17 protein-coding genes are annotated in these 24,153 nt (G+C 73.4%); 11 read left to right on the top strand and 6 right to left on the bottom strand.

Annotated features, from left to right (window positions below; translation table 11 throughout):
* The first annotated feature begins 3 nt into the window (after window positions 1-3).
* From ACRYCC_RS07345 to ACRYCC_RS07315, 7 genes are all read left to right on the top strand, one after another.
* Entirely contained in the window at window positions 4-897 is an 894-nt protein-coding gene (locus ACRYCC_RS07345) for a triphosphoribosyl-dephospho-CoA synthase (protein WP_433809817.1), read from the top strand.
* Window positions 885-1,178 carry a malonate decarboxylase subunit delta gene (locus tag ACRYCC_RS07340; protein WP_433809816.1) on the top strand — a complete coding sequence of 98 codons (294 nt, stop codon included), beginning with the start codon at window positions 885-887 and terminating at the stop codon, window positions 1,176-1,178. The genes ACRYCC_RS07345 and ACRYCC_RS07340 overlap by 13 nt, the downstream gene beginning before the upstream one ends.
* Complete coding sequence (locus tag ACRYCC_RS07335) at window positions 1,175-2,074, top strand: biotin-independent malonate decarboxylase subunit beta (protein WP_433809815.1); 900 nt, start codon at window positions 1,175-1,177, stop codon at window positions 2,072-2,074. The genes ACRYCC_RS07340 and ACRYCC_RS07335 overlap by 4 nt, the downstream gene beginning before the upstream one ends.
* Window positions 2,071-2,877, top strand: coding sequence for a biotin-independent malonate decarboxylase subunit gamma (gene mdcE / locus ACRYCC_RS07330; protein ID WP_433809814.1), 807 nt, complete (start codon window positions 2,071-2,073; stop codon window positions 2,875-2,877). The genes ACRYCC_RS07335 and mdcE overlap by 4 nt, the downstream gene beginning before the upstream one ends.
* Entirely contained in the window at window positions 2,868-3,482 is a 615-nt protein-coding gene (locus ACRYCC_RS07325; protein ID WP_433809813.1) for a malonate decarboxylase holo-ACP synthase, read from the top strand. Before mdcE ends, ACRYCC_RS07325 begins: the two co-directional genes overlap by 10 nt.
* Window positions 3,479-4,420, top strand: coding sequence for an acyltransferase domain-containing protein (locus tag ACRYCC_RS07320; protein WP_433809812.1), 942 nt, complete (start codon window positions 3,479-3,481; stop codon window positions 4,418-4,420). The genes ACRYCC_RS07325 and ACRYCC_RS07320 overlap by 4 nt, the downstream gene beginning before the upstream one ends.
* A gap of 162 nt (window positions 4,421-4,582) precedes the next feature.
* A complete protein-coding gene (locus tag ACRYCC_RS07315) occupies window positions 4,583-5,473 on the top strand; it encodes an alpha/beta hydrolase (protein ID WP_433809811.1) in 891 nt (296 codons plus the stop codon).
* A gap of 52 nt (window positions 5,474-5,525) precedes the next feature.
* On the opposite strand, the gene ACRYCC_RS07310 is transcribed toward ACRYCC_RS07315, so the two are convergent.
* Window positions 5,526-7,688, bottom strand: a complete 2,163-nt coding sequence (locus ACRYCC_RS07310) for a hypothetical protein (RefSeq protein ID WP_433809810.1) — start codon at window positions 7,686-7,688, stop codon at window positions 5,526-5,528.
* A gap of 127 nt (window positions 7,689-7,815) precedes the next feature.
* Between ACRYCC_RS07310 and ACRYCC_RS07305 the strand changes: the two genes are divergently transcribed.
* On the top strand, window positions 7,816-8,940 hold the full coding sequence (locus tag ACRYCC_RS07305) for an NAD(P)/FAD-dependent oxidoreductase (RefSeq protein WP_433809809.1): 1,125 nt from the start codon (window positions 7,816-7,818) through the stop codon (window positions 8,938-8,940).
* Window positions 8,941-9,036: 96 nt separating this feature from the next.
* Complete coding sequence (locus ACRYCC_RS07300) at window positions 9,037-9,684, top strand: class I SAM-dependent methyltransferase (protein WP_433809808.1); 648 nt, start codon at window positions 9,037-9,039, stop codon at window positions 9,682-9,684.
* 116 nt (window positions 9,685-9,800) lie between these two features.
* On the opposite strand, the gene ACRYCC_RS07295 is transcribed toward ACRYCC_RS07300, so the two are convergent.
* Window positions 9,801-11,513: an amidase gene (locus tag ACRYCC_RS07295; protein ID WP_433809807.1), complete on the bottom strand. Its 1,713-nt coding sequence runs from the start codon at window positions 11,511-11,513 to the stop codon at window positions 9,801-9,803.
* Window positions 11,514-11,805: 292 nt separating this feature from the next.
* Between ACRYCC_RS07295 and ACRYCC_RS07290 the strand changes: the two genes are divergently transcribed.
* Both ACRYCC_RS07290 and ACRYCC_RS07285 read left to right on the top strand, forming a co-directional pair.
* Window positions 11,806-12,528, top strand: coding sequence for a C39 family peptidase (locus tag ACRYCC_RS07290; RefSeq protein WP_433809806.1), 723 nt, complete (start codon window positions 11,806-11,808; stop codon window positions 12,526-12,528).
* Window positions 12,528-12,665 carry a hypothetical protein gene (locus tag ACRYCC_RS07285; RefSeq protein ID WP_433809805.1) on the top strand — a complete coding sequence of 46 codons (138 nt, stop codon included), beginning with the start codon at window positions 12,528-12,530 and terminating at the stop codon, window positions 12,663-12,665. The genes ACRYCC_RS07290 and ACRYCC_RS07285 overlap by 1 nt, the downstream gene beginning before the upstream one ends.
* A gap of 4 nt (window positions 12,666-12,669) precedes the next feature.
* On the opposite strand, the gene ACRYCC_RS07280 is transcribed toward ACRYCC_RS07285, so the two are convergent.
* The 4 genes from ACRYCC_RS07280 to ACRYCC_RS07265 are packed head-to-tail and all read right to left on the bottom strand — an operon-like array spanning window position 12,670 to window position 24,132.
* On the bottom strand, window positions 12,670-14,502 hold the full coding sequence (locus ACRYCC_RS07280) for a hypothetical protein (protein WP_433809804.1): 1,833 nt from the start codon (window positions 14,500-14,502) through the stop codon (window positions 12,670-12,672).
* Window positions 14,499-19,751, bottom strand: coding sequence for a hypothetical protein (locus ACRYCC_RS07275; protein WP_433809803.1), 5,253 nt, complete (start codon window positions 19,749-19,751; stop codon window positions 14,499-14,501). The genes ACRYCC_RS07280 and ACRYCC_RS07275 overlap by 4 nt, the downstream gene beginning before the upstream one ends.
* The gene (locus ACRYCC_RS07270; protein ID WP_433809802.1) at window positions 19,751-22,948 is read right to left on the bottom strand and encodes a hypothetical protein; all 3,198 of its coding nucleotides are present in this window, start codon (window positions 22,946-22,948) and stop codon (window positions 19,751-19,753) included. The genes ACRYCC_RS07275 and ACRYCC_RS07270 overlap by 1 nt, the downstream gene beginning before the upstream one ends.
* The gene (locus tag ACRYCC_RS07265) at window positions 22,945-24,132 is read right to left on the bottom strand and encodes a Kelch repeat-containing protein (protein WP_433809801.1); all 1,188 of its coding nucleotides are present in this window, start codon (window positions 24,130-24,132) and stop codon (window positions 22,945-22,947) included. The genes ACRYCC_RS07270 and ACRYCC_RS07265 overlap by 4 nt, the downstream gene beginning before the upstream one ends.
* Window positions 24,133-24,153: the final 21 nt, after the last annotated feature.

Below are 24,153 nucleotides of genomic sequence, written 5' to 3'. Positions count from 1 at the left end.
GTCATGGGTATCGGGCCTTCGGCGGGCCGACGTACCTCGAGGCCGCCCGCGGCCCTGCTCGCCGGCATGGCGGTCCGGGCGCTCCAGGAGGAGGCACGGCTGAGCCCCAAGCCCGGCCTGGTCGACCGCCGGGGGCGGGGCGCGCACGACGACATGGATCTGCCGCTCCTGCTGGCCTCCGCCGAGGCGTTGCGGCCCACGTTCGGTCTCGTCGCGGACGCCGCATCGCGAATGGCCGTCGGGGCCGGGCTTCGCGAGGAGCTGGGGCGGCTCGGTCGTGCGGGCGAGCGGACCATGCTGTGGGCCACCCGGGGGGTGAACACGCACCGCGGGGCGCTGTGGGCGCTGGGCCTGCTGGTCGCCGGCGCCGTCGACGCCGGCGACGAGCGTGCCGCCGTCCGCCGTGCGGCCCGGCTGGCGGCCCTTCCCGACCGGCACGTCCCGGCAGGGAAGGTCTCCCACGGTGAGCGGGTTCGGCGGCGATACAGGGTGCGCGGCGCCCGCGGCGAGGCCGAGGCGGGCTTCCCGCACGTCGTCGGCGTCGCCCTGCCGCGGCTGCGCCGGGCGAGGAGGGCCGGGCTCGCCGAGGACGTGGCCCGGCTGGACGCGCTGCTGGAGGTGATGAGCCTCCTGGACGACACCTGCGTCCTGCATCGTGGCGGCGTCGAGGGCCTGCGCGTCGTGCGGCTGGGTGCCGAGCGTGTGCTGGCCGAAGGAGGCACGGGTACGGACTCCGGCCGTGCCGCCCTCCTCGAACTGGACGAGCGGCTGCGCTCGCTGCGGCTGTCGCCGGGCGGGAGCGCCGACCTGCTGGCCGTCGCGCTCTTCCTCGACATGGTGCCGTGGCCAGAGCGGCCTCGCCGCGCCGAAAGGGAGGTACTCGCGTGCAGACGCTGAACTACGAGTTCCCCGCCGACCGGCGACCCGCCCGGCGAGCGCACGTCGGGGTGGTCGGCTCGGGGGATCTGGAGGTGCTGATGAGCCCGGAGCCGACCGGCGCCGCTCGAGTGCGCGTACGCACCAGCGTCGACGGCTTCGACACGGTGTGGCGGACCGTGCTGGAGCGGTTCTTCGCGCGTCACCGCGTCGCCGGGAGCTTCGAGCTCAACGACTTCGGCGCGACGCCCGCCGTGGTCACCCTGCGCCTGCGGCAGGCCATCGAGGAGGGCAGGCCATGACGTCCGCGACGACTCCGCCGGGCACGGACACGGACTGGAGGGCGCTGCTGACCCGCGCCGGCTTCATCGAGCTGACCGCCCGGGCACGCGCCAGGGCGCTGCTCGACGACGGTACCGCCCGCGAACTGTGCGGCCCCTTCGACCGTATCGAGTCGCCCTGGCTGGAGCCCCAGGGCGTCGTCCCGCAGTCCGACGACGGCGTCGTCGTGGTCAAGGGCGGGCTCGGCGGGCGACCCGCGGTCGTGATCGCCATCGAGCAGGCCTTCCAGGGCGGCGGCATCGGTGAGGTCTCCGGTGCGAAGATCGCGGCCACGCTGTCCCTCGCCGCCCGTGACAACCGCGACGGTACGCCGACCGTGGCCGTCCTGCTCCTGGAGACCGGCGGCGTACGCCTGCAGGAGGCCAACCTGGGCCTGGCCACGGTCGCGGAGGTGTGTTCCGCGTTGCTGGAGCTGCGTGCCCTCCAGCCCGTCATCGGCGTCATCGCCGGAACGCTGGGCTGTTTCGGTGGCATGAGCATCGCCGCTGGGCTGTGCACCAGACTGGTCATGACCAGGGAGGGCCGCCTCGGGCTCGACGGTCCCGAAGTGATCGAGTCCGAAGCCGGCATCGCCGAGTTCGACGCCTCCGACCACCCACTGATCTGGTCGATCGATGGCGGCGCGCAGCGTACCCGGACCGGTCTGGCGGACGTGCTCGTCCTCGACGACGTCGGCGCCATACGATCCGCCGTGCTGGACGCCGTGAGAGCCGGCGTGCCCGGTGCACACCGCTCCCAGCGCATCGGCGAGCTGCGGGCCCGCCTCGAAGCCGCCGATCCGGCCCGTCCGCCGGAGCCGGCAGACCTCGCCGGAGTGTGGGCGAGGGCCGTGCCGCCGAAGGGAGACCGGCGATGAGCCGCGGCCGGAACTGGGCACAGGCGCTCGCCGACGGCGACGTGCGCGACGTGGTCCCGTCCGTGCTGACGGCGGACCTCACGCTGGGCGACGACACCGCCCGCCTGATCGCCGTCATACCGGACCCGCAGAGCCCCTATCACCGGGCCCGCAGGGGCGAGGTGGGCCTCCGCGAGGGGCTCGCGCTCGCCGAGGCGCTGACCCAGGTCAGCGCCGCGGACGCACATCTCCCCGATGATCGCCGCCGCCCGATCATCGCCGTCGTCGACGTCCCCAGCCAGGCATACGGGCGCGTCGAGGAAATGCTCGGGCTCCACCATGCGCTGGCCACCGCCGTGGACGCCTACGTCTCCGCCCGTACCGCCGGCCACCCAGTGATCACTCTCATCGTCGGAACGGCACTGTCCGGCGGACTACTCGCACACGGCTTCCAGGCGAACCAGATCCTGGCACTCAACGACCCCGGCGTGGTGATCCACGCCATGCACAGGGAGGCCGCCGCGAGGGTGACCCTGCGGACCGTCGACGAGCTCGACGAGCTGGCACGACGCATCCTCCCGCTGTCCTACGACGTCGCCGACTGGGCGGAGCTCGGGCTGTGCGACGACCTCCTGGACGTCGAGGACGCCGACGATCCCACCGAGGGGGACGTCCAGCGGGCAAGGGACGCGCTCACCGCCGCCGTCGGACGGGCCCGCAGCGGCCCCCGCGACCTGAGCAACCGCCTCACCTCGCCCGGCGGCCGGCGGGCCCGGGCCGCCTCCCGCCGCGTCCACGAGGCACTCGCCGCCCAATGGCAGTGATCCCGCGCCCGCACGACCTGCTGCGGCTCACCCCGGATGCCGCGCTCGGCGACGCCCTCCCGCCCTGGGCCTCCGCATCGCTCGCCGCCTGCCCCTGGGGCGTCGTACGGCGAGCTCCGCGCCCGCCCGGCCTCGTCCCGGTGGGCGTACGCGGGCCGGAACGGTGGCAGCGGCACCCCGTTCTGCTTCCCGTCGGCGAAGTCACCTGCTCCGTGCCTCCCGAAGAACTCAGGGAGCGGCGGCCCTGCCTCCCCCGGTTCGCCGCCGCCCTGTCCGCCGTCGCCCTCCGGCTCGCCACCGAACTGGACGGCGATACCGGGTGGGGCCCGGTCGGCAGCGTCGGCTTCGAGCTGGCGACCGGGCAGCCCACCGCCCACCCTGAAAGCGACCTCGACCTGCTGATACGGACACCGCGCCGGCTGAGTCGCACTCGGGCCGCGCGGCTCGTCGCCGCCTTCACCGGGCTCGCGGTCCGAGTCGACTGCCAGCTGGAGACTCCGGCCGGCGGGGTCGGCCTCACCGAATGGGCACGCCCCGGCGGCCTGGTCCTGGCCCGCACCGACCACGGCCCGAGAATGGTGCGCGATCCGTGGGTCTGCGGATGAGCGTCGCATTCCTGTACCCCGGCCAGGGCACCCAGCGGCCCGGGATGCTGCACGACCTGCCCGACCATCCGGCCGTCGTGGCGACCCTCGCCGAGGCGGAGCAGGTCCTGCCCGGCTCGTCCCGGCAGGACACCGCAGAGGCACTGCGATCCACGGTGAACACCCAGGTCGCGCTCTGCATCAGCGGGGTCGCCGCGACCCGCGCCCTCGCCGGCGAAGGCGCCGCTCCCGACACGGTGGCCGGCCACTCCGCCGGAGCGTTCCCCGCCGCCGTCGCCGCCGGCGCCCTGACCTTCGCCGAAGCCCTCACCGCCGTGCACCACCGCGGTGAGCTGATGCGCGACGCCTACCCCTCCGGGTACGGCATGGCCGCGGTCCTCGGGCTGAGCGTGCCCCAGGTCGGACGCGTGGTCCGATCGATCACCACGCACGACGACCCGGCCTACGTTGCCGTCATCGACACCGACCAGCAGGTCGTGGTCGCCGGCAGCACCCGGGCCCTCGATCGCCTCACCACGGCGGCCGCGCGGGCCGGCGCCCGGCGCGTCCTGGACCTGGGCATCAGCGTCCCCTCGCACTGCCCGCTACTCGGCCACGTCGCCGACGCCATGGCGGGCCACCTCGCCCGTCTCCCCCGGCGCCACCTCGGCGTCCCCTACCTCGGCGGCGCCACCGGCCGCGTCCTCCATGACGCCGACGCCGTCCTCAACGACCTCGCCCGCAGCATCGCCACCACGGTGAACTGGCGCGACGCCACCGCGCTGCTCGGCGAACTCGGCACGACGCTGTACATCCAGACACCCCCCGGGCACGTCCTCGCCCGGCTCGCGGCGACCGCCCACCCGGACGCCCGTGTCATCACCCTCGCCGACACCGGCATCGCCGACGCTGCACTGCTCACCCGCCGTAACCGGAACCACCGCGTGACCGGGCCATGAGGCGGTGCCGGGCCTCGCGCCGACGGCCTGATGCGGCATGCCAGGCGGGCCCTGGCCGGGCCGGGCGCGCCGGGAACGGATACACCTGTTAGTTCGGGTGATGTGGAACGGCCGGCCGATCAACAGCATGGGGGAAGGCGTACCCAACGAAAGGTCGCGGCGATGGGGGAGATGACAGGGATCCGGCGAAGGCTCACGGTGCTCGCGCCCATGGCGGCACTCACCATGATCGCCACGTCGGCGGCGGCGTCGTCGGCCACCAGCGCCCGGGCGACGACGGATCGTGCGTCGGCCACGTTCACGAGCGGGCCGGTGCCCTGCCGATCACCTGGTCGCTCCCGGCCCACGGTCGTCCTGGTGCACGGCGCCTGGGCCGACGCCTCGAGCTGGAACGGAGAGGTGAACTCCCTGCAACGAGCAGGCTGTGCCGTACGGGCCATAGCCAATCCGCTCCGGAATCTCACCACCGACGCCGCGTCCGTGGCCGACTTCCTGAAGACCGTTTCCGGCCCGATCGTGCTCGTCGGGCACTCCTACGGAGGCTCGGTGATCACGAACGCGGCCGCGGGCGACCCGAACGTCAAGGCCCTCGTGTACGTCGACGCCGCGGCACCCGACGTGGGTGAGACCACCGGCCGGCTCAGCGGCTCCGGCTCTGCCCTCAACCAAGAGGCTGCATCCCTCTACGACATGGTGCCCTACCCGGGAGCACCCCAGGGAGCGAAGGATCTGTACCTCAAGCAGCGCGTCTTCGTCCGCTCGTTCGCCTCGGACCTGCCCCGGAACACCGCCGTCCGCCTGTGGGCCTCCCAGCGGGCGGCCTCGACCAGTGCGTTCATGACGCCGTCGAAGGCCGCGGCGTGGAAGACGATCCCGTCCTGGTACTTCATCAGCACCGGCGATCAGATCATCACCCCGGCCGCGGAGCGGTCCATGGCCCGCCGGGCACGATCGAAGGTCACCGAGTTCCACGGCGGCTCCCACCTGACCCTGATATCGCACCCGGACGCCGTGACCTCGGTGATCGCATCCGCGATCGAATCCGTGCACTGACTCCGGCTAGGACGACCCCGGCCGGAACGCCGAACGAGCCGACGACAGGCCGTCAGGAGCGTGGTGGCACGTACATCGAAGTGAGCGCCACGAACTCGTCCTCGCCCGGCAGCCGGCCGCCCCGGCGCCGCGCCAGCCGTTCGGCGGACCGCCTGCTGACCAGCACGCTACCGGCCATGTTCCTCGGGTCGCTCCGGTTCCATCGGGCCAGGGAGGGGTCGTACCACATCTTGACATCTCCCTTCAGCACCAGGATCTCCCCCAGATCACCCGATGGCCGCAGGTTGTGCGTGTAGTAGGAAAAGGCATCCTCTGACGTGTCGGCAACCAGTTCACCCCGCCATTCGGATACCTCGGGATCGCGATGCCAGGTCAGCCCGGTGGCCTCCACTCCGATGTCGCGTAGCTGTTCCGCCACGGTGACCGCGTCCAGCGGCTCCTCGCCGAGCACCAGGGCCCGGAGGGCCGGCTCGCCGTGCTGGGACAGTGTGCACAGCGACCAGTAACCGACGCCGAACACCTCCCGCAGGGCGGGTGAGTACTCCGAGCACTGAAGGCCGTCCAGCGCCGTGGCGGCGACCTGGACGAGCTCCTCCCATCGCTCGCCTGCGGGCAGGGTGGTCCCGAGGGCGCGGGCCAGGCGTTCGGCCTGCTCGCGGGTGACGAGGAGCCGGCTCTCCTCGTCCGGCGGATGGGGCGCCCAGTCACGGTTCTCCGTGCGCGCCCACCAGCCGCGCGGAAGGCCGGCGGTCCATCCCAGCGGGCCCCAGCTTCCGTCCTCGGGATCACAGCCCAGGTGAACGCCGACATCGGGAAGCCGGCGTTCGAGATAACGGACGCGGTCGTACTCACCACGGCGGCAGACCGCGTCGAGACGCTCGTCCCAGCACCGTGGCTCCCCGTCGAGTTCGGCCCACCAGTCCCCCGGCGGCCAGTCGCAGGGCCGGACGCTCACGACCCGCAGACCCATGCCGGTGAGCGTGTCGGCGACCAGGGACGGGGTGAACGGCCGGTCTCCGAACAGCAACGCCGCGGCCTGCGCCCACTCCTCCCGGCGCGATCCGGGAGGTACCGGCACCCGTACGGTCGTGCAGTAACGGGCGCCGACCGCCGCCTGGAACCGCGGGCTCAGCTCGCGGTACCGCAGGGGCAGGGACGGGGCCGGCTCGCCCGCCCGCAGGCGGCCGGCCACGGCGACCAGTTCGTCGTCGCCCGGAAGCTCGATGTCCAGGGCCCGCGCCACTCGCTCGGCCTGTTCCCGGCCGATGAGCATGATCTCGCTCTCGTCATCGTTGATGTCGTCCAGGTGGTGCGGCGACCGCCCGGCCCCGGGGATCAGCCCCGACCAGCGTTCCCAGCGGCCCGAGTCCTTTCGGTAGTACAACTGCTCATGGTCGACGCGCGGGATGAGGCTGCGGATCTCGTCCGCGTGGGCGCGCTTGCCGCGGCGGACGTAGTGGCGAAGGCCGTGGCGGGGCACCGGAGAGGCCAGATCGGCGACCCACCTCCCGGCCGCCCACTCGACGGTCAGCGGCTCCAGGCCCATCGCGCGCAGCCGCCGTGCCACCACGTCCTCGGTCAGCGGCTCGTCATCCTGAACGAGCGCGTGGTCGTCGCCGGTCCGCCCGAACCGCAGCCCGCAGATCGTCCAGTAACGCGCCCCCATCTCGGCACGTCGCGCGGGGAGGTACTCCAGGCCCTGCGCGGCGTCCGGCCGGTCGGCGTCCTCGGCCAGCAGCGTGAGCACCTCCGCCGGTGACGGCAGGCTCGTTCCGAGTACCCGCGCCCAACGCTCCGCCTGATCCTCGGTGACCCGCAGCCGGCCGCTGAGCGGACTGTGGTCGCGATGCCACCACGCGCGGCTCCACCGGCGCCTGTCCGCGCCGATGCCGATCAGCGGCCGGTCCCGCTCCCCCATGACGACGAGGCTCTGCACCCGGTCGGGTCGCCCATAAGCGCACCACAGCAGGTAGCGTCCGGGTCCCCCGCGCCCTTCCTCCGCGACGTCGGCGTGCCAGTCCGTCACTCCGTCGCCCGGCCGGACACCGGTGACTTCGAGACCGCGCCGGGCGAGCGCGGCCGCCACCACCGGGGCGGTGAACCGTTCGTCGCCCTCCAGAAGGAGACTCTGCCCGTTCGTCTGGCACACCGTGCAGTAACGGACACCGAGTACGGCGGCGATATGTGGTTCATACTCCCGGAAACGCTCCAGCACGAGGGCCACCGTAGTGCCTGCCGTCCGCTGGTGGCTCGTCACGGGTTGACTGCTCCGGGCCGGCTTGCTTGAGTCCAGTCACCCGCCCCCGCCGCCGGTCGCACGAGAGCGAAGGACGATGGTCAGCATGGTCGAGCACGTGGTCGTCATCGGTGCCGGCGTCTACGGCGCGGCGGTGGCCTCCTCGCTCGCGCGGCGGCGTGCCCGCGTCACCGTGGTGGACGCCGGAGCGCCGGCGGGCGGCACCTCCGGCGCGACGTTCTCGTGGATCAACTCCTGCGGTAAGCAGCCACGGCCCTACCACGACGTCAGTGTCGCGGGCATGGAGGCACACCGGAGACTGGCCGCCGAGGTGCCCCACGGCGGCTGGTACCACGAGGGCGGCAACCTGGAGTGGGCCGCCTCCGATGCCGGGCGCGAGAAGCTGCGCGAGAAGGTCGCCGGTGTCCTCGACTACGGATACGAGGCGCGTTGGCTCAGCCGGGCGGAGACGCTGCGCCTGGAACCGGACCTGGACCCCGCCGAGCTGCCGGCGGACGAGATCGCCTACTTCCCGCGCGAGGGCTGGATCGAGCCGGCCCCCATGATCGGCCATCTGCTGGCGAGCGCGGTCCGCGGTGGTGCCGAGCTGGTGCACGACGATGCCGTCATCGGCCTGGAGGTGACCGCCGGTACGGTGCGCGCCGTCCGGCTCGCGTCGGGGCGGCGGCTCCCCGCGGATGCGGTCGTCAACTGCGCGGGGCCGCAGGCCGCCAGGATCAGCGAGCTCGCCGGGCTGGTCCTGCCGATGCGCAACACCCGGGGCGTCCTCGTCTATACCTCGCCGGTCGCGCTCTCGGTGTGCCGTGTCGTCCACGCCCCGCACGTCCACGTGCGCCCGGACGGCGCGGGGCGGCTGCTGCTGCACACCCCCGAGATCGACGGTGCGGCGTACGTGTCCGACACCGGTGAGGTCGGCGTCGAGCAGCCGGCGGTCGACAAGGTGCTCGAGGCGGGCCGTGCGCTCTACCCGGGGATACGAGCCGCGACGGTGGAGAGCGTCCGGGTCGGTGAACGGCCCATCCCCGGCGACGGCCTGCCCGTACTGGGCCGGGCGGCCGAGCTGCCCAACTTCCACTTCGCCGTCTCCCACAGCGGCGCGACCCTGAGCCTGTACGCGGGCGACCTGGTGGCGGCCGAGGCGCTCGGCGAGGACCGGGGCGACGAGCTGGCGGCGTTCCGGTTCGAGCGGCTCAGCCCGGCCGTTCACTGACGAAGGAGCCGGTGGAAAGCGGGCGGGCGCGGTCTCCGCGCACCGGACTCGTCACCGGCCGCGCGACAAGGATGACCGCACAGGAAAGGGATGCCGATGGCCCGCGACGCTCATCCACTGTTCGCCCGCTACTATGCCCGCGCCAGCCTGACCATGGAACGCGGGATCGCCGGCCACCGCCGCACACTGCTGGCAGGCCTGTCCGGCCGGGTGATCGAGGTCGGGGCCGGCAACGGCCTGAACTTCGCCCATTACCCACCCGAGGTCACCGGTGTGCTCGCGGTGGAGCCCGAACCGCACCTGCGGCGCATCGCCCGGGAGAACGCCGAACACGCCCCGGTGCCGGTCGAGGTCGTCGACGGGACCGCGGGCCACCTGCCCGTGGACGACCAGTCCTGCGACGCCGCGATCGCCTCGCTCGTGCTGTGTACCGTCCCCGACCCGGGCCAGGCACTGGCCGAGGTGTGGCGGGTGCTCAAACCCGGCGGGCAGCTGCGGTTCTTCGAGCACGTCCGTTCCCCCTCCACCGCCCTGCACCGCATCCAGCGCCTGCTGGACGCCACCGTCTGGCCGACCCTCGGCGGCGGCTGCCACACCGGCCGCGACACCGAAGCCGCGATCACCAACGCGGGATTCGTCATCGAACGCCTCGACCGGCTGAGCTCCGCCGCGACGCAGATCCCGTTCCCGGCCAGCCCGCAGATCCTGGGCATCGCCGTACGCCCCGGTGGCCCTCCATCCTGAAGGAGCTCCAGACCCTGGCGGCGGGGCACCGACCTGGCCGCGCGGAAGCACTCCGCGCGGCCAGATCGCCTCTGCCTCCTGCGACTCGGCCGCCGACCCGTTGCGGGCGTCCGGCCTCAGAACTCCTTCGGGTACCGGTCGTGCCAGGGCCGGTGGTTCTCCACCGCCTTGGCGGCGTTCAGCACCTCGACGTCCGCGAACCGGCGACCGACGATCTGCATCCCGACCGGCATCTTGCCGGCGAACCCGGCGGGCACGCTGACCACCGGGTGGCCGGTGAAGTTGAACGGGTAGGTCATGCACCATCCGATGGTGCGCTCGGTCGGCGTGCCGTTGACCGAGGCGGGGCCCAGCGTGTTGCCATCGGTGGTGTTGCTCACCGAAACGGTCGTCAGCGTCGGACACACGATGTAGTCATAGCCCCGGGCGAAGACGGCCTCGACCGCGTCGTTGACGGCGATCTCCAGGAACTCCCCGTGCTTGTACTCCATCACGCTCGTCTTCGCGGCGCGCTCCAGCATCCCCCGGAACTCCGGGTTCAGCTTGCCTACGTGCGGCTCCTTCATCAGGTCCACCGGAATGCCGTAGTGCAGGAACAGATCCCGGGCGAAGCCGTACAGGGCACTCTGCATCATCACCCAGAGCTCGCTCAGCATCGCCTGGGTGACCGGCTTCTGCGTGCCCGAGAGCAGATCCGTGGTGGTCATCTTGTCGAACCCGAGTGAAACCTCGTCGACCCGGGCGCCCGCCGCGGTCAGCGCGGCCACCCCCTCCCGGACGGCCTGCACGACCTTCTGCTCGACCGGGAAGATGTCCAGGTTCGGGCTGAACGCCACCCGCTTGCCCTTGAGCCCGCCACGGAGTTTGCGGAGGCCCTGCAGGTACGCCGGCCGATCCTGGATGCTGAACTTGTCACCCGGGTAGAACCCGCCCATCACCTCCATGCTGAGGGCCGCGTCCTCCACCGTGCGGCTGATCGGGCCGGGGTGCAGCATGGGGTTGTACGGCAGCGGCGGGGCGTCCTGGGGGATGCGCCCGAAGGTCGCCTTGAACCCGACCGTGCTGGTGAACGCCGCCGGGATGCGAACGCTGCCTCCGGCGTCCGAACCCTGGCTGAGCGCGGTGAGGAACCCCGCCACGGCGGCGGCGCTGCCGCCGCTGCTGCCACCGGCGTTCTTGGTGAGGTCGAACGGAGTACTGGTGGGACCGAAGGCGTAGTTGTCGGTGATGCCCTCGTGCCCGAACTCCGGGGTGTTGGTCTTGCCCATCGGGTTGACCCCGGCGTCCAGCATCCGCTGGATGTAGATGGCGTTGGAAGGGGGCCGGAAGCCCATCTCCTTGAACACCACCGAGCCGAAGGTGTTGGGGGCGTCCTTCCAGAAGTCGAACAGGTCCTTGATGAGGTAGGGCAGCCCTTCCATCGGGCGGGCGGTGCCGTTCGCGTACCGCCGCTCCGCGTCCCGCGCCCGGGCCAGCACCAGGTCCTCGGGGTGGCGGTAGACGATGGCGTTCACCTTCTGGTTCAGCCGGTCGATCCGCGCCAGGTAGGCCTTGGCCACCTCCACCGGGGAGATGCGTCTGGCCCGCATCCCACGGAGCAGGTCGCCGGCGGAGAGGAAGCACAGTTCCTCCCCGCGCGGGGTGCCGTGGCGCTTGTCCCACCTGCCGAGGGCGTTGATGATCTCGTCGTGCGACGGGCCCGAAAGGGCCGCGTGCGCCGTGGTCGTCGTGGCCTGGGCCGATGAACCCGCGAGTAGCACGGGAGTGGCCGTCGCCGCTGCGGCGAAGGCCGCCCCTCCCGCCACTACCTGGCGTCTGGACATACTCATGCCGGGGTACTCCTGTCTTGCCGTGATTCGCCCTCAATAGCCGAATCACGGTCACCTACAGCGGAGCGTTGGACGAGCCGATCTCCGCGTGATCATCCGTTTCTGGAGATTAAATGGTGATCGCTCCCCGGGTGGTGCTTTTCATCAATTGCTCACCGGCCAGATGAGCGACGGTTTCGTCCTCGGCCTCGACCGCCCCGACCGGGCCGGGAAAGCCGGGCCCGGCCCGCGGCGCCGTGTATCTTCTGATCTTGCTAGGGCGAAGGGCTGCCCTCTGCCGGAAGGACGACGGGTGACGCGGCGGTACGTGATGGGATCACTGGCCGCCGGCGTGCTGGCGGCGGTGACCGCGGGCGTCGGCGTCACGGTCTCCACCGCCGGCGGCCCGGCGGCGACCCCGACGATCGCCAGGAACACCGGCCAGACCCGGCAGGCCGAGGTGACCGCCGCCCCGAAGCCCGCCGCCGCCCCGTCACCGCCGGTCTCGGTGGCCCTCAAGATCAGGCCCGAGTATCAGCAGAACGACATCTTCTGCGTCCCCGCCTCGAGCGTGATGAGCCTGCGCACCTTCGGCATCTCCACCAGCCAGCGGACCCTGGCGATGAAGATGCACACCAAGAGGCCCCTCGGCACGTACGGCGACGACGCGATCAACGTGCTCAACGACTATCTGGCACCGGTGAACTTCACGGTGACCAACGTCACCGACGTCCGCGACCCCGCGGTCCTGATGCGGCGTGTGGTGAACAACGTCGGCATCCATGGACGTGCGCCGGAGATCGCCGTCTGGACGGAACGCCTGCCCTGGAACAAGGGCATCCCCGGTCACATCGGGCACGTCGTTCTCGCCTACGGCTACAACTCCCGCGCCCGCACCATCACCCTCTGGGATCCGTGGCGCAGCACGGGCGGCCGCCACACGATCTCGGCGAAGGCACTGGCGCGCGCGGTCCAGCACTGGGGCATGTACTACTACTCCCGCAGCGGAGACGTCAGCCTCACCACGGTCAAGTGATGCTTCCGGGGACGCCCTCGATCCGTGACGAGCGTCCGGCCCGGCTCCCGGTGCAGCCGTGCGCACAGTTCGAGGAGGACCTCCTCGCCGAGGCCGTCGCCGAGCGACCCGAGGACGGGCGGGAGGACGGCTCGTGACGGGCTAGGACCCCGGCTGGGTGTCGACGGCGAGGTCGAAGGCCAGACCGCTGGAGCCCTCGCCGCGGCCGGTGCCGCGCCGGGCGCTGAGCCAAACCGCGACGCGGCCGTCGTACCAGCGGGTGCGGTTGTAGGCGACGGTGACCCGGGTGCCGGTCTGCGGCACCTCCTCCTCGTTGATGAAGTACGGCCGCTGCGGTGCGGCGTCCAGGCCCTCGCGCAGCAGCGCGGTGCGGGGCCGGACGGGCTGCTGGTCGATCTCGCCGGGCATGGCGGCGCGCTGGAGCTGGATGGCCCGGTCGTCCCCGGGCACGTGGACCGGGATGAACGGGATCCACTGACCCGGCACGGAGTTCATCGCCTGGTACGCGATGGGGGCGAGGGGCTCGCCGGGGGCCGTGGGCGGGAAGAGTCGCCGCCGGTGGGCGAGGATCTCGGCGGCGACCTCGCTGCCGCTGCGCCCCTCGCCCGTGGGCAGCCGTACGGTCTGCTCGATGCCCCAGACCATGTTCGCGTTCTCGTCCCGGATCAGCGCCACGTCCTCGAGCGCGGGGCCGTCGGCCACCTTCGGCACGGTCGGCGGCAGGAACAGGCCGGTGTCGGCGGCCACCGGCGGCGAGCCGGGGACGTCGATCGTGTCGAGGGTGAACATCGACCAGCGCTGCCAGTCCTCGTCGTCCCCGGCCCCCGCGGGCGTGATCCAGCGTCGCTGCCCGAAGACGTCGGTGACCGCCAGGCCGCCGATGGCGGCGAGGGTGCCGGCGGGCAGGTCGCAGGGCACGTGGAACCAGTCGTTGCTGTAGACCAGTGCGAACTCCAGGACGACCAGCCGCGTCAGGTCGGTGCTGTCGGGCCGTACGGCGGCGAAGTTGGTGCGGCCGTCCTCCACCGCCCACCAGCGCGGCAGCGGCATCCCGGAGTACCGGACCGGAGCGGGGAACACCGTGCGGTTGATGGCATGCGGGGCCGGAGTGGTTCCGCCCAGCGGCCCGCCCGGGTCGATGGAGAACGCGTGCCAGTCCAGTTCGCCGCCCGGGTACTCCTGGGCCGTGAGGACCTTCTCGCCGCCGCTCTTCCCGGCGGCGATGGAGAAGCGGTGTTCCAGGCGCCGCGGGTCCCAGGTGGTCTCGGCGCCCGAGGGCTGGTCGATCAGATCGTCGAACCAGGCGGCCAGCCGGCCGCCGAGCTGGTTGAGCAGGGCTCGGTGCGGCGGCGCCACATGGTCGATGCCCTCGGCGGCCTCGTGGCCGAGCTTGATGCGGCGGTAGAGCTCGTAGCCGTCCATCCGGCGCCCGGCGACCGCCTGCAGCGCCGACCAGACCTCGGGATGGGCCACCCGCGGGGTGTCGGCGTCCGCCTCGGGGTCCGGCAGGGCGATGGGATAGCGCTCGACGTAGGCGGCGCGGTGGTGCCGGATCGGCGGGTGCCGGCTGACCAGCTTGAGCCAGCGGCGGCCGAGGGCCAGGCGCAGGTCGTAGGAGACGAGGTCGGGGCCGAACGCGAACGGCAGCGCCCGGCGTTCGGCGACGCCCTCCAGCGGCCGGTCCGCGGGCAGGTTCTGGACCGGGCCGCCGCCGCCCGGCCGGAACCGGCTGGGGGTCGTGGCGGTCACCGAGTAGGTGGCGGTGACCGGCGATCCGGCGTCGGCGCCGCGGAACTCGCCGAGCTGCCACTGCCGGGTGAGCAGCCAGAGCGGGTCGCGCACCTCCGCGCGCAGGGCACGGTCGAAGTCGGCCGTGCGCGGGCGGCCCTCCAGCCGGTTCCACAGGCCGACGGTGGGGTGTTCGCGGCCGGCCAGGGCGGCGGGCAGATTCTCGATGCGCAGCGGCTCGGTCATGGCGCCTTCCCTCGCAGGTTGTTGGTCGCGAGATCGGTGCTGATGGTGATGGGCCTGCGCGTGGCCGACAGCACCGTCGCGGGCAGCAGATGCGCGTACGCCGTCTCGTCCAGGTGCTCCGGCTCGACGGCGCGGGCCTTCATCAGGTCGTAGGTCTCGTTCAAGGCGGCCACCAGGTCGCCGGAGTTCCAGGTGCCCGTCTTCACGGGCGGTACGACCAGCAGCAGGGCCTGCGGGGGTTCGGAGTCGGGGCGGTCGAAGTGGACCGCGATCCCGGTGGTCTCCTTCCGCGCGGGGATGACCTCGGTCCATTCGTCCAGCAGCAGCCCGCAGGCGGTGTCGGCGGGCAGCAGCGGCTGACTCGCGTAGTGCGCGGTGAACAGCAGCCGGTCCTCGTCGAGCTCGGCTCCCGGCGCGAACTCCATGGCGAGCCAGTGGTCGTTGTTCCGGAAGGGCAGCTGGACGGGCACGAGCTGGAGCTCCTCGAGGCCCGGCAGGTTACCGAGCAGCCCGCCGTTGCCGCGCAGCGCGTCGCTCAGGATGGTGATCTGCTCCCACAGCCGGGGCTTCTCCCTGACCCGGGCGATGCCGTGCAGCCAGTCGTCGACCGGGAAGTCCCGCTCGACGTCGTCCTCCAGATGCTTGATCAGCTTGTCGCTGTCGTTGCGGGCCTTCTTCCAGTCCGAGGCGAGCTGCGCCGACGCGGTGAACTCCGGTACGGCCAGGACGTCCTCGCCGAGCAGCGCCTTGAGCGTGCCGACGGCGGCCTGGACCCGGTCGGGGCCGGGCAGTGCCTGGTCGTGGTCGGCGAGGGCCTTGTTCGCGGCGGTCAGCCGGTCGGCGATCTCGGTCTGCAGCGCCCGCGCCCGGTCCAGCAGTTCCCTGCCGTACGCGACGGCCTGGTCCTGGAACGGCGTGAGGTCCAGCCCGGCCGGGTCGAAGTCGGTGAGCGGCAGCAGCCCGCCGACCTCGGCCAGCAGCCCGCTGAGCGTCTTCTTCGTCGTGTCGTCCTCGTTGCGCAGGGCCTGCAGGCGGTTGTTGAACGCCTGCCGCCGGGCGGTGATGATCGTTCGCAGTTTCTGCGGCGTGCTGGGCCGCGGGGTGGTGGGCTTGGTGGTGAGCAGCCGCTCGATCCGCTCCAGCAGCCGGAACCGCTCCGGCACCGAGGTGGCCGGCGGCAGCGCGTCGTAGGCGGCGATGCGCGCGTCGGCGTCGGCCAGCGCCCGGCCCATCCGGTCCGCGGTCCCGGCCACGGCGGCCAGCACCCCGGCGTACACGTCGCGGCGCCAGGCGGCCGCCTCGCCCCAGCCGCTGCGCACCATGCCGAAGCCCCCGGCGGTGACGATCAGGTCGGCGTACCGGCGCAGGAAGGTGTCGATGCCGTTGATCACCTCGGCCCGCCGGACCGGCGCGGGCGGGTCGGGGAACAGCGGCGCCAGGTCGGCGACATAGTCGTTCACGTCGGTGCGCAGCTCGACGAGCGCGTCGCGGACCGCCACCGGCCGCTCCCGGGACAGCGCCACCGCCTCGTCGGCGGCGCGGTCCACCGGCGCGTCCCCGGCGCCGGGCATCAGGTCGGTGGGCCGCACCGGCCGGGACGCGGTCAGCAGCGACCGCAGCGCGGCGATCAGCGGGGACAGCTCGAAGAAGGTCAGCTTGCCGGGCACCCGCAGGGTGTGCCGGATGACCAGCCGGGCGTCCGGCCGGGGCTGGTCCCGGGTCGCCACCACACCGATGATCCGGTCGTCCAGGTCGGTCATCGCCGCCTCGCTCACCGGCCGGACCGCCCACAGCAGCTCGATCGGCTGCAGCTCCAGGTCACGCTGGGTGACGACGCTGCTGCGGGCCACCCCGTTGGCCGGGTCGGTCCAGGTGACCAGCGCCGCGACGTCGCGCTGGTCGGGCAGCACGGCGGTCAGCCAGTCGTTGACGGCGGGCTCGGCCTTGGCCCGCGGCCCGTCGCCCTGGAACGACGGGGCGCCCTGGCCGGGCCGCAGCCCCGGTTTGAAGTGCAGTGCCAGCCGGTGGGTCAGCGTGGTGCCGCCGCGCGGCGTGCGGACCACGGCGGGTTCGGGCGCGAACCCCTCCTTGGCGTACGCGTCGAGGGTCGCCGCCGCGCGTTCGGGGTTGCCCGCCAGCGTCTGGTGGGTGCTCTCTGCCACGGCGAGGTCGGCGAGCGCGTCGTGCGTGGCGAGCAGCCGCTGTACCTCGTCGTTGATGGCCCCGCGCTGGTCGTCGTCCGGCTCCGGCAGGCCGGCGGCCCCGAACGGGTAGGTCTGCGCGCCGGGCACCCGGGTCACCCGCCGGACCAGCTCCAGGCCGTCGATGACGTTGCGGGCCTCGATCAGTTCGGCGGCGGTGCCGTCCTCCGGCTTGGTCTCCGCCATCCGCCCGGCCCGCAGCGGGAACGCCCCGCGCAGCGCCGTGATGAACGTGTCCAGCTCGGCGTCGGCGTAGCGGTCGTGCAGCGCCCGTTCCAGCCGATAGCCCAGCAGCGCGCCCAGCGACTGGCCCTGCCGCAGCCCGTCGAGCAGGGTCAGCGCCACCCGGACCCGCTCGGAGCTCAGGTTGACGGCGAAGGCGCCGGGGTTGTCCGGTGTCCCGTTGGCGACGTACCCGGCCCGCAGGACCGCCGCGGTCGTCGCCTGGGCGGGCGACGGCGCGTGGATGTAGCCGCCGTTCGCGGGGTCGTGCAGCAGCGGGGCGGAGCCCGGCGGGTTGAACACGGCGGCGAGCTCGCCGGACAGCTGCACCGGGGTGAGCTGACCGGACCGGGGCCGGACGTCCTCCAGCCAGCCGTACGCGCCCAGATGGACCCCGCGCCGGGCCGGGGCGTCGCCGGACGCGCCGAACCGCAGCTCCGACAGCCGTTCGCCGGCGAGCCCGAGCCGCCAGGCGTCGAGCCGGTAGGTGGCACAGTCCAGGTGCTCGGCCAGGACCCGTTCCAGCTTCGCGGTGGGCAGGGCGGCCAGGTGGTGCAGCGCCTCGATCTGCTCGGCGAGCTGCCCGGTCGCGGCGGACTGCCCGATCACGTCCGGGATGAAGTCGACCACCAGGCGATCCGGGCTCCCGGTGACGGCCGGGTCGGGCGCGTACAGCCGGCGGAACCGGCTCTCGCTCGGCGGTGGCGGCATGCCGGGCCGGGCGGTCGCGACATGGATGAACAGCGGGTCCCGGGCGTCCGGCACCGTGCCGTGCGCGGCGGCCGCCAGCCGCCGGGCGGCGTCCTCCCACCCCAGCAGCACCGCGTGCCGCGCCAGGAGGTACAGCAGCGCCGCGGGCGGCCGGTCGCCGGTGAAGCCGAGTTCGAGCCGGACCGGCTCCAGGTCCTCGTCGGCGTACCGGGCGAGCCAGTGCAGGTAGTTCCCGCCGTCGGGGAGGTAGCCGCGGATCGGGTCGGTCTCCGACAGCGGGCGGTCGTCGACCAGCGGGCCGAGCAGCGGGTACTGGGTGTCCACGAACAGCCGCCGGATCAGGTCGGGGTCCGGGCCGGGCGGGTCGGCATGACCGAGCCGGGTGAGCAGCGCGCGGATCGGCTGCGGCATGTTCAGCCCCTCCAGCGCCGGGATCACGTGCGGGCCGCCGCTGCTGAGGTTCTCCCGGTTGAAGATGTCCTCGACGCTCTGCGCGTACCGCTGGTGGTACTCGGCCGAGGTCGGATGCAGCGCCAGGATGTCCAGCAGCACCTGGTGCGGATCGCCGTCGGTCCCGAGGTGGGCGACGTGGGCGGTGGCGGCCTGCCAGTCCTGCGCGGCGGCGCTGAGCACCTTGTGCAGGGCGCGCCGATGCGCCGCGCCCTCCGGCCAGGCCAGCCGGGAGAACGCGGTGGTGGGCAGGATCCCGTACGGCTGCCTGCCGATCTTGACCGCCGGGAGCGGGCCGCGCCCGGACACGTGCCGGACGAAGAACTCGCGGGTCTGGTCCACCGCCTCGGCGGACAGGAGCGGGTGCAGCATCGTGCGCAGGTACGACCCCCAGGTCGCGGGCCACAGCGCGATGTTGGCGGCCCGGGCGTCCCGCTGATCGGTGCCGTCGGCGTTCGGCATCCCGGTGAGCACGGCGGGATCGACGCCGAGCAGCTCGGCGAGCCACTGGCCGTCGGTCTTGCCGGTCCAGCCGGCCGCTCGCCCTTCCGCCAAGGAGGTCCCGAAGGCCGTCCGCAGCCCGGCCTCGGCCTCCTCGCGGGCGTCCTGACCGGCCGGGGCCGCCTCGGTGTTGTTGGTCGCCGTGCCCTGCGGCAGCACCGCGTAGCCGGCCGGGCTGCGCAGCTGCCGGGTCATCAGGTCGGCCAGCTCGGTGCCCGCCTGCTCAGGGCCGGACCGCTGCCGCAGCCCGATCACCACCAGCCGGTCCAGGCCGCCGCGGATGTGGTCGTCCAGCGGGATGCGCAGGCCCATGCCGACGGAGACCGCCCGGTCGAAGTCGGTCAGCCAGCGCAGGTCGTCGGGGACGTGCAGCACCCCGGTCGCCTCGTCCACCCGGAGCTGGTCGGTCGCGCCGGGGTCCGGGCTGACCGGCAGCGTGTCGGGCACCGCCGAGCCGGTCGCCGACAGCACCTGCTGACCGCCGACGTACCCGAGCACGGTGAACCGGTCGGGCAGCAGCCGGGCCCGCGCCGCCTGGGTCCACGACTGCGCGGCGACCTGCCCGGCGGCGGGCGGCGGCAGCACCAGGAACGCGACCATGACCTCGTCCCCGGTGGCGGTGGCGGAGGCGTCGATGCCCGCCGGGCGGCGCGCCCGGATGGTGCCGGCCCGGGTCTGGCCCACGGCGGCGCGCAACGCGGTCTCGGCGGCCCGGAGCTCGAGCCGGTCGCCGTGCGCCCGCCACACCGCGGTCCAGTACGTGATCGTCGGCTGCCGGTCCTGGGCCGGCAGAGCCTGCCCGCTGACGATCACCAGCACCGTCGTCCCGGCGGGCACGCCGGCCGGCCGGTCGCCCGGGTTGGCGGGCTGGTGGGTCTGCAGCAGCCAGCTCGCCCGTCCGGCGGGAACCCGGCCGGCCAGCTCGTGCCAGGCGGCCTGCTCGGCCACCGGGTCGCCGCCGGACCGCCACAGCGCCGTCCAGTACGCGTCCAGCGCGCCGACCTCCGCCTGCGTGGGCCGGGGCTCGAACTTGTCGGTCGACCATTCGTCGGGGAAGATCCGGACCAGCAGCTCGGTCGGGGTGAACCGGGTCTCCAGCCGGACCGGGCCGAGCAGCACCGGGAAGTCGTCGCTGAGCGGGGCGTCCGCGAGCAGGTCGGCCATCAGAGCAACATCTCCTGGGCGTGCACGGCCATCAGCACCGGTGCCTGGAAGAGCATGTAGGCGAGGTCGGCCGAGCTCAGCCCCCCGTGCCAGACCGGCAGCGACTCGTCCTCGAGGTGCTGGTCCCGTTTCTCCTGGTCGTCGTCGGGCTGGTCGAACCCCAGCAGCGGGACCGGCACCGTGGTCTCGTCCAGCCTGATGAAACCGCTGCCGCCGGGGTCCACGTCCGGCCAGGACAGGTCGTTCCACACCTCGACCCGCACGCTCGGGCCGACGTCCAGGCCGAACCGGGGGTCTCCGGGGCGTTCCTGGATGACGAAGAACCAGCCCGCCTTGCCGGTCGCGAAGTCGCCCTTGGCCTGCGCCGCCGTCAGATCGAATCCGAGCAGGGTCAGGTCCGGCTCCACCTTGGCCTCGTACAGCGGCAGCCGGATCTCCTCCGGGGTCGGATGCGCCGGGTCGTTCAGCTCGACCGGGACGCGTTCCTGCTGCGGGTCGGGATGGGCGTCGCTGGGCTGCCAGCGGGCGCGGTGCGCGTAGATGGCCGCGTTCGGGTACTTCTTCAGCAGGTCGCCCCGGATGACCAGCACCAGGTCGTCCTCCTGGTCGCCGCCCTGCTCCCGGTTGTCGTTGTGGCCGAGCTCGCCGGCGCGCGGCCAGGCGTGGATCGGGCGGATGTCGTACAGCCGCTCCCGCCGCTGCTCGGCGGTCTCGCCGGGCGGGGACGCGACCGTGCGCACGTCCCAGAACTGCCGGAAGGGCGAGCCGCGCTGGTCGGTCGGGTACTCCCGCCACAGCAGCTCGCGGGCCAGCTCGTGGTTGAGGCCGACGAGGTAGGACTCGATGAACTCCTGGTTGGTCTCCAGCAGGGTGACGGTGTTCTGCGGTATCAGCCCGAGGTTGGGGACGAACAGGTCGACCGACATGTCCAGCAGCGCCTTGTACGTCGGCAGGTCGATGACGGGGTAGGCCATCGCCTCGATGAACCGCTCGGCGAACGGCCGCAGCCGCTCGGGCAACGCGACCGTGCCGAGCAGGCTCTTCGGCACGGACTGGTCCGCGCGCAGCGCGGTCAGCATCGTCTCGGTGGCGGCGGGCACGTCCAGCTTGCGGGGGGAGTCCGTCTGGCCGCCCACCGCCGCCGCGTCCCATCCCGCGTAGATGTCGTGCAGCCCCTGCTTGAACAGCTTGGCCTCCGGGCTGTCCTCACCGCCCTCGGAGGGGACGAACGTGTCCCCGGGCGCCGTCAGCACGAAGTTCGCACTGTGCGGGAGCTGATCCACCGGATCCGTGCCGGTGACCGCCGCCGCGTCCGTCACACCCGGGCCGGGCGGGTGCAGGACCTCGTCGAGCTGGGAGGGCGTGACGACGGCGGCGGGCGTGGCCTTGGGGGCCGCGGCGGTGACCGGGTCGGTCTCGTCGTCCATCCGGGGCACGAGCGCCTCCGGCGGCTGCTCGGCGGTGAACGGCAGCGAGCGGATCAGCCGGGACCCGGGCCTGGTGATCCGGCGCATCGCCGGGGACAGTGGCGCGGCCGTCACCCGGCTGCGCGCCACGTGGAATCCGACCGCGATCTTCTCGACCGGCTCGGCGGTGGCGGCCGCCGCGTTCTGACCGGTGCCGCCCGGAGCGGTCACCCGCGAGCTGGCCGGGGCGGTCAGCGCCAGCGCCCGGCCCGACCGGACCGGCTGCGCCCGGCCCGACACCGGCTGCGGCGCCGCGGCGGGCTCCAGGTGCCTGGCCTGCAGGACGTACCCGACCTCGCGGGCCAACTGGGCGGCACGGATCTTGGCGTTGGCCGCCAGCACGTCGCCGACCTGCGCCCAGGCGGCGAGCATGAACTCCTCCTGCCGCTCCTGGACGACCCGGGTGCCCAGGTGCGCGGCGACCCGGAACCGCGGGTCCAGGTTGAGCCGGTGCACCCAGTTGCGGTTCGGCGTGATCGGGTGGCCCTCGCGGTCGGTCAGCAGCCGGGGGGTGAGCGAGTGCCAGCGCCCGTACAGCGGCGGCGTGATGATCGGGTCGACCTCCGCGGCCACGTCCTGGACGCCGAGGGCGGCGTGCGCCGACTGGGGGGTCTGGTCGAGGTAGTCGTCGGCGAGGTTGATCAGCCCGGCCAGCGCCTTCTGGAACGGGTGCGGGTAGGGCTGGCCCGGCTGGTCGTCCCAGGTGTCGTGGACGTCCTGCGGCCGGCCCGGCACCTGCAGCGCGCCGCCCAGCCGCAGCACCCCGCCGAGCCCGGCCGGTGTGGTGATGCCGGGCAGCCCGGGGCCGGCCGGCGCGTGCACGTCGATGTCGCGCAGGCCCACGCGCGGGTCGGGCGTGCGCGGCTCCAGCAGCCGGACCAGGTACTCGAAGTCGCCCGCGCTGCCGGTGCCGAAGAACCAGCGGTGGTAGTACGGCAGCGTCCCGGGCTCCGGACGGCCCGGGTAGTCCGGTCCCCAGCTGGAATGCAGCGCGGCGGGTGCGAGCGCCGGGTCCAGGCCGAGCCCGGCCAGCCGCCCGGTCTCGAACGCCGGGACCAGGAAGGCGTGGTAGCCGGTGCCGGGTTGCAGGCGCCGCGGGCACATGAGCCGTGAGCACGCGCTGTCGGCGTTCGTGCTCAGCACCTGCCGCAGGGCGTCCAGCGCGCCGGCGGGGTCGTCGTTCGCGACCAGGCCGTCCAGCGTGCCGTTGACGTGGACGTGCGCCCACGCGCCCAGCTGACCGGGCGGCGGCAGGGTCGCGGCCGGATCGCCGACGGTGATGGACGGCAGCGGCCGGCCCGGCACGGTGCCCTCGGTGAACTCCGCGCCGGGGCTCGCCTTCGGATCCTCTCCCGCGGCCAGCACGATCAGTGCCAGCCAGGGCAGCAGCCGCCTGGTCGCCGCGTCGGGCGGGGCCGGGCTGTAGCGCCACGGGAAGTCCTCGTCGTAGAACTCGATGTGCGCCAGGTAGTTGGGCTCCACGTTGGTGATCCACGGGCGGGGCTCGGTCCGTGAGATCGCGCGGGGATCGATGCCGATGACGTCCCCCGGCCCGTACAGCTGCACGGCCTTCTCGACGTCCTGGGTGATCGTGCCACCGGCGAGCGCGTCACCGGTCAGCCGCAGCTTCACCGGGATGCTCGCGCGGGGCGCGGCGCCGGGGTCGGTGGTGATCCGGGTGGTCAGGCCGGTCCGCAGCCAGGGCAGGAACGAGTAGGCGTTCGGCGTCACGGGGTGCTCACCGCCGCGCCGGTGCTGAAGATCTCGGTGCGCGCGGTGAGTTCGCCGGTGCCCGGATCGGCGGCGGCCAGGCCGGACCGGGTGAGGCCGCCGGTGACCAGCACCTTGCCGCCCGGCAGCGCCACCGCGGCGAAGGCCCACCGGCCGGTGGCCAGCCCGCCGGCCGGGGACCAGGTCTTGGGGCCGGCATCGAAGATCAGCGCGCTGGCGTAGCCGACGCCGTTGTCGGGGCCGTCGGTGCCGCCGGTCACCAGGACCTTGCCCGAGCCCAGCGAGACGGCCCGGTGCAGGCCGCGCCCGGCGGGCATGTCCGGCACCTTGCTCCAGGTGCCGGACGCCGTGCTGTAGAGCTCGGCGGTCGCCCGGCTGTACGGGTCGAACGTGCCGTCACCCGGGCCGCCGGGGGCGCTGCCCCCGGTCGCCAGCACCGTGCCGTCCGAAAGCAGGGTGGCCTGGTGCCCGCTGCGCGGCACGAGCAGGTCTCCGGTCGGCGTCCAGGTGCCGGCGGCGCCCGCGCCGGGGTCGTACAGCTCGCAGAAGGCGAGCGCGGCGTCGCCGTCCCGGGCGACCGGCGCGCTCCCCCCGGCGACCAGTACCCGGCCGGTGTTCAGCACGACCGCCGGGTGGCCGCTGCGGGCGTCGGTCATCGGCGCGACCTCGGTCCACTCGCCGGTGGCCGGATCGTAGATCTCGGCCGAGCGCAGCGCCTTGACCGACTGCCCGGACCGGGTCGTGGAGCCGCCGGCCACCAGGACCTTCTTGCCGGGCAGCAGCACCGCGCTGTGGCCCCACCGGGCGGTGTGCATGGCGCCGGTCACGGTCCAGGTGCCGGTCGCCGGATCGAAGAGCTCGGCGGAGGCCACGCCGGGCGCCGGGAACGCCGCCGCGCCGGTGATCCCGCCCGCCACCAGGACCTTCCCGTTGTCCAGCAACGTCGCGGTGTGCAGCCGCCGCGGCGTGTGCAGGGCCCCGGTCGCCGCCCAGGTCTTGGCGGCCGGATCGTAGAGCGACGCCTGGGCGAGCGCGGTGGCCGAGCCGTCGGCTCCCCCGGCCACCAGGACCTTCCCGCCGGACAGCACGAGCGGGCCGTCGTGCTGGCCGGACCAGGTGCGGGCCGACGGCAGGTCACCGGTGCTCGTCCATTGCCCGGTGGCCGCCAGGGTGGAACTCGTCATGACATCGAACCCTCCGTAGTC

Origin of the sequence: Actinomadura scrupuli (assembly GCF_050971785.1) — a bacterium.
In the GTDB taxonomy this organism is placed as follows: Bacteria; Actinomycetota; Actinomycetes; order Streptosporangiales; family Streptosporangiaceae; genus Actinomadura_E; species Actinomadura_E scrupuli.
This window is presented reverse-complemented; position numbering and strand designations above follow the sequence as displayed.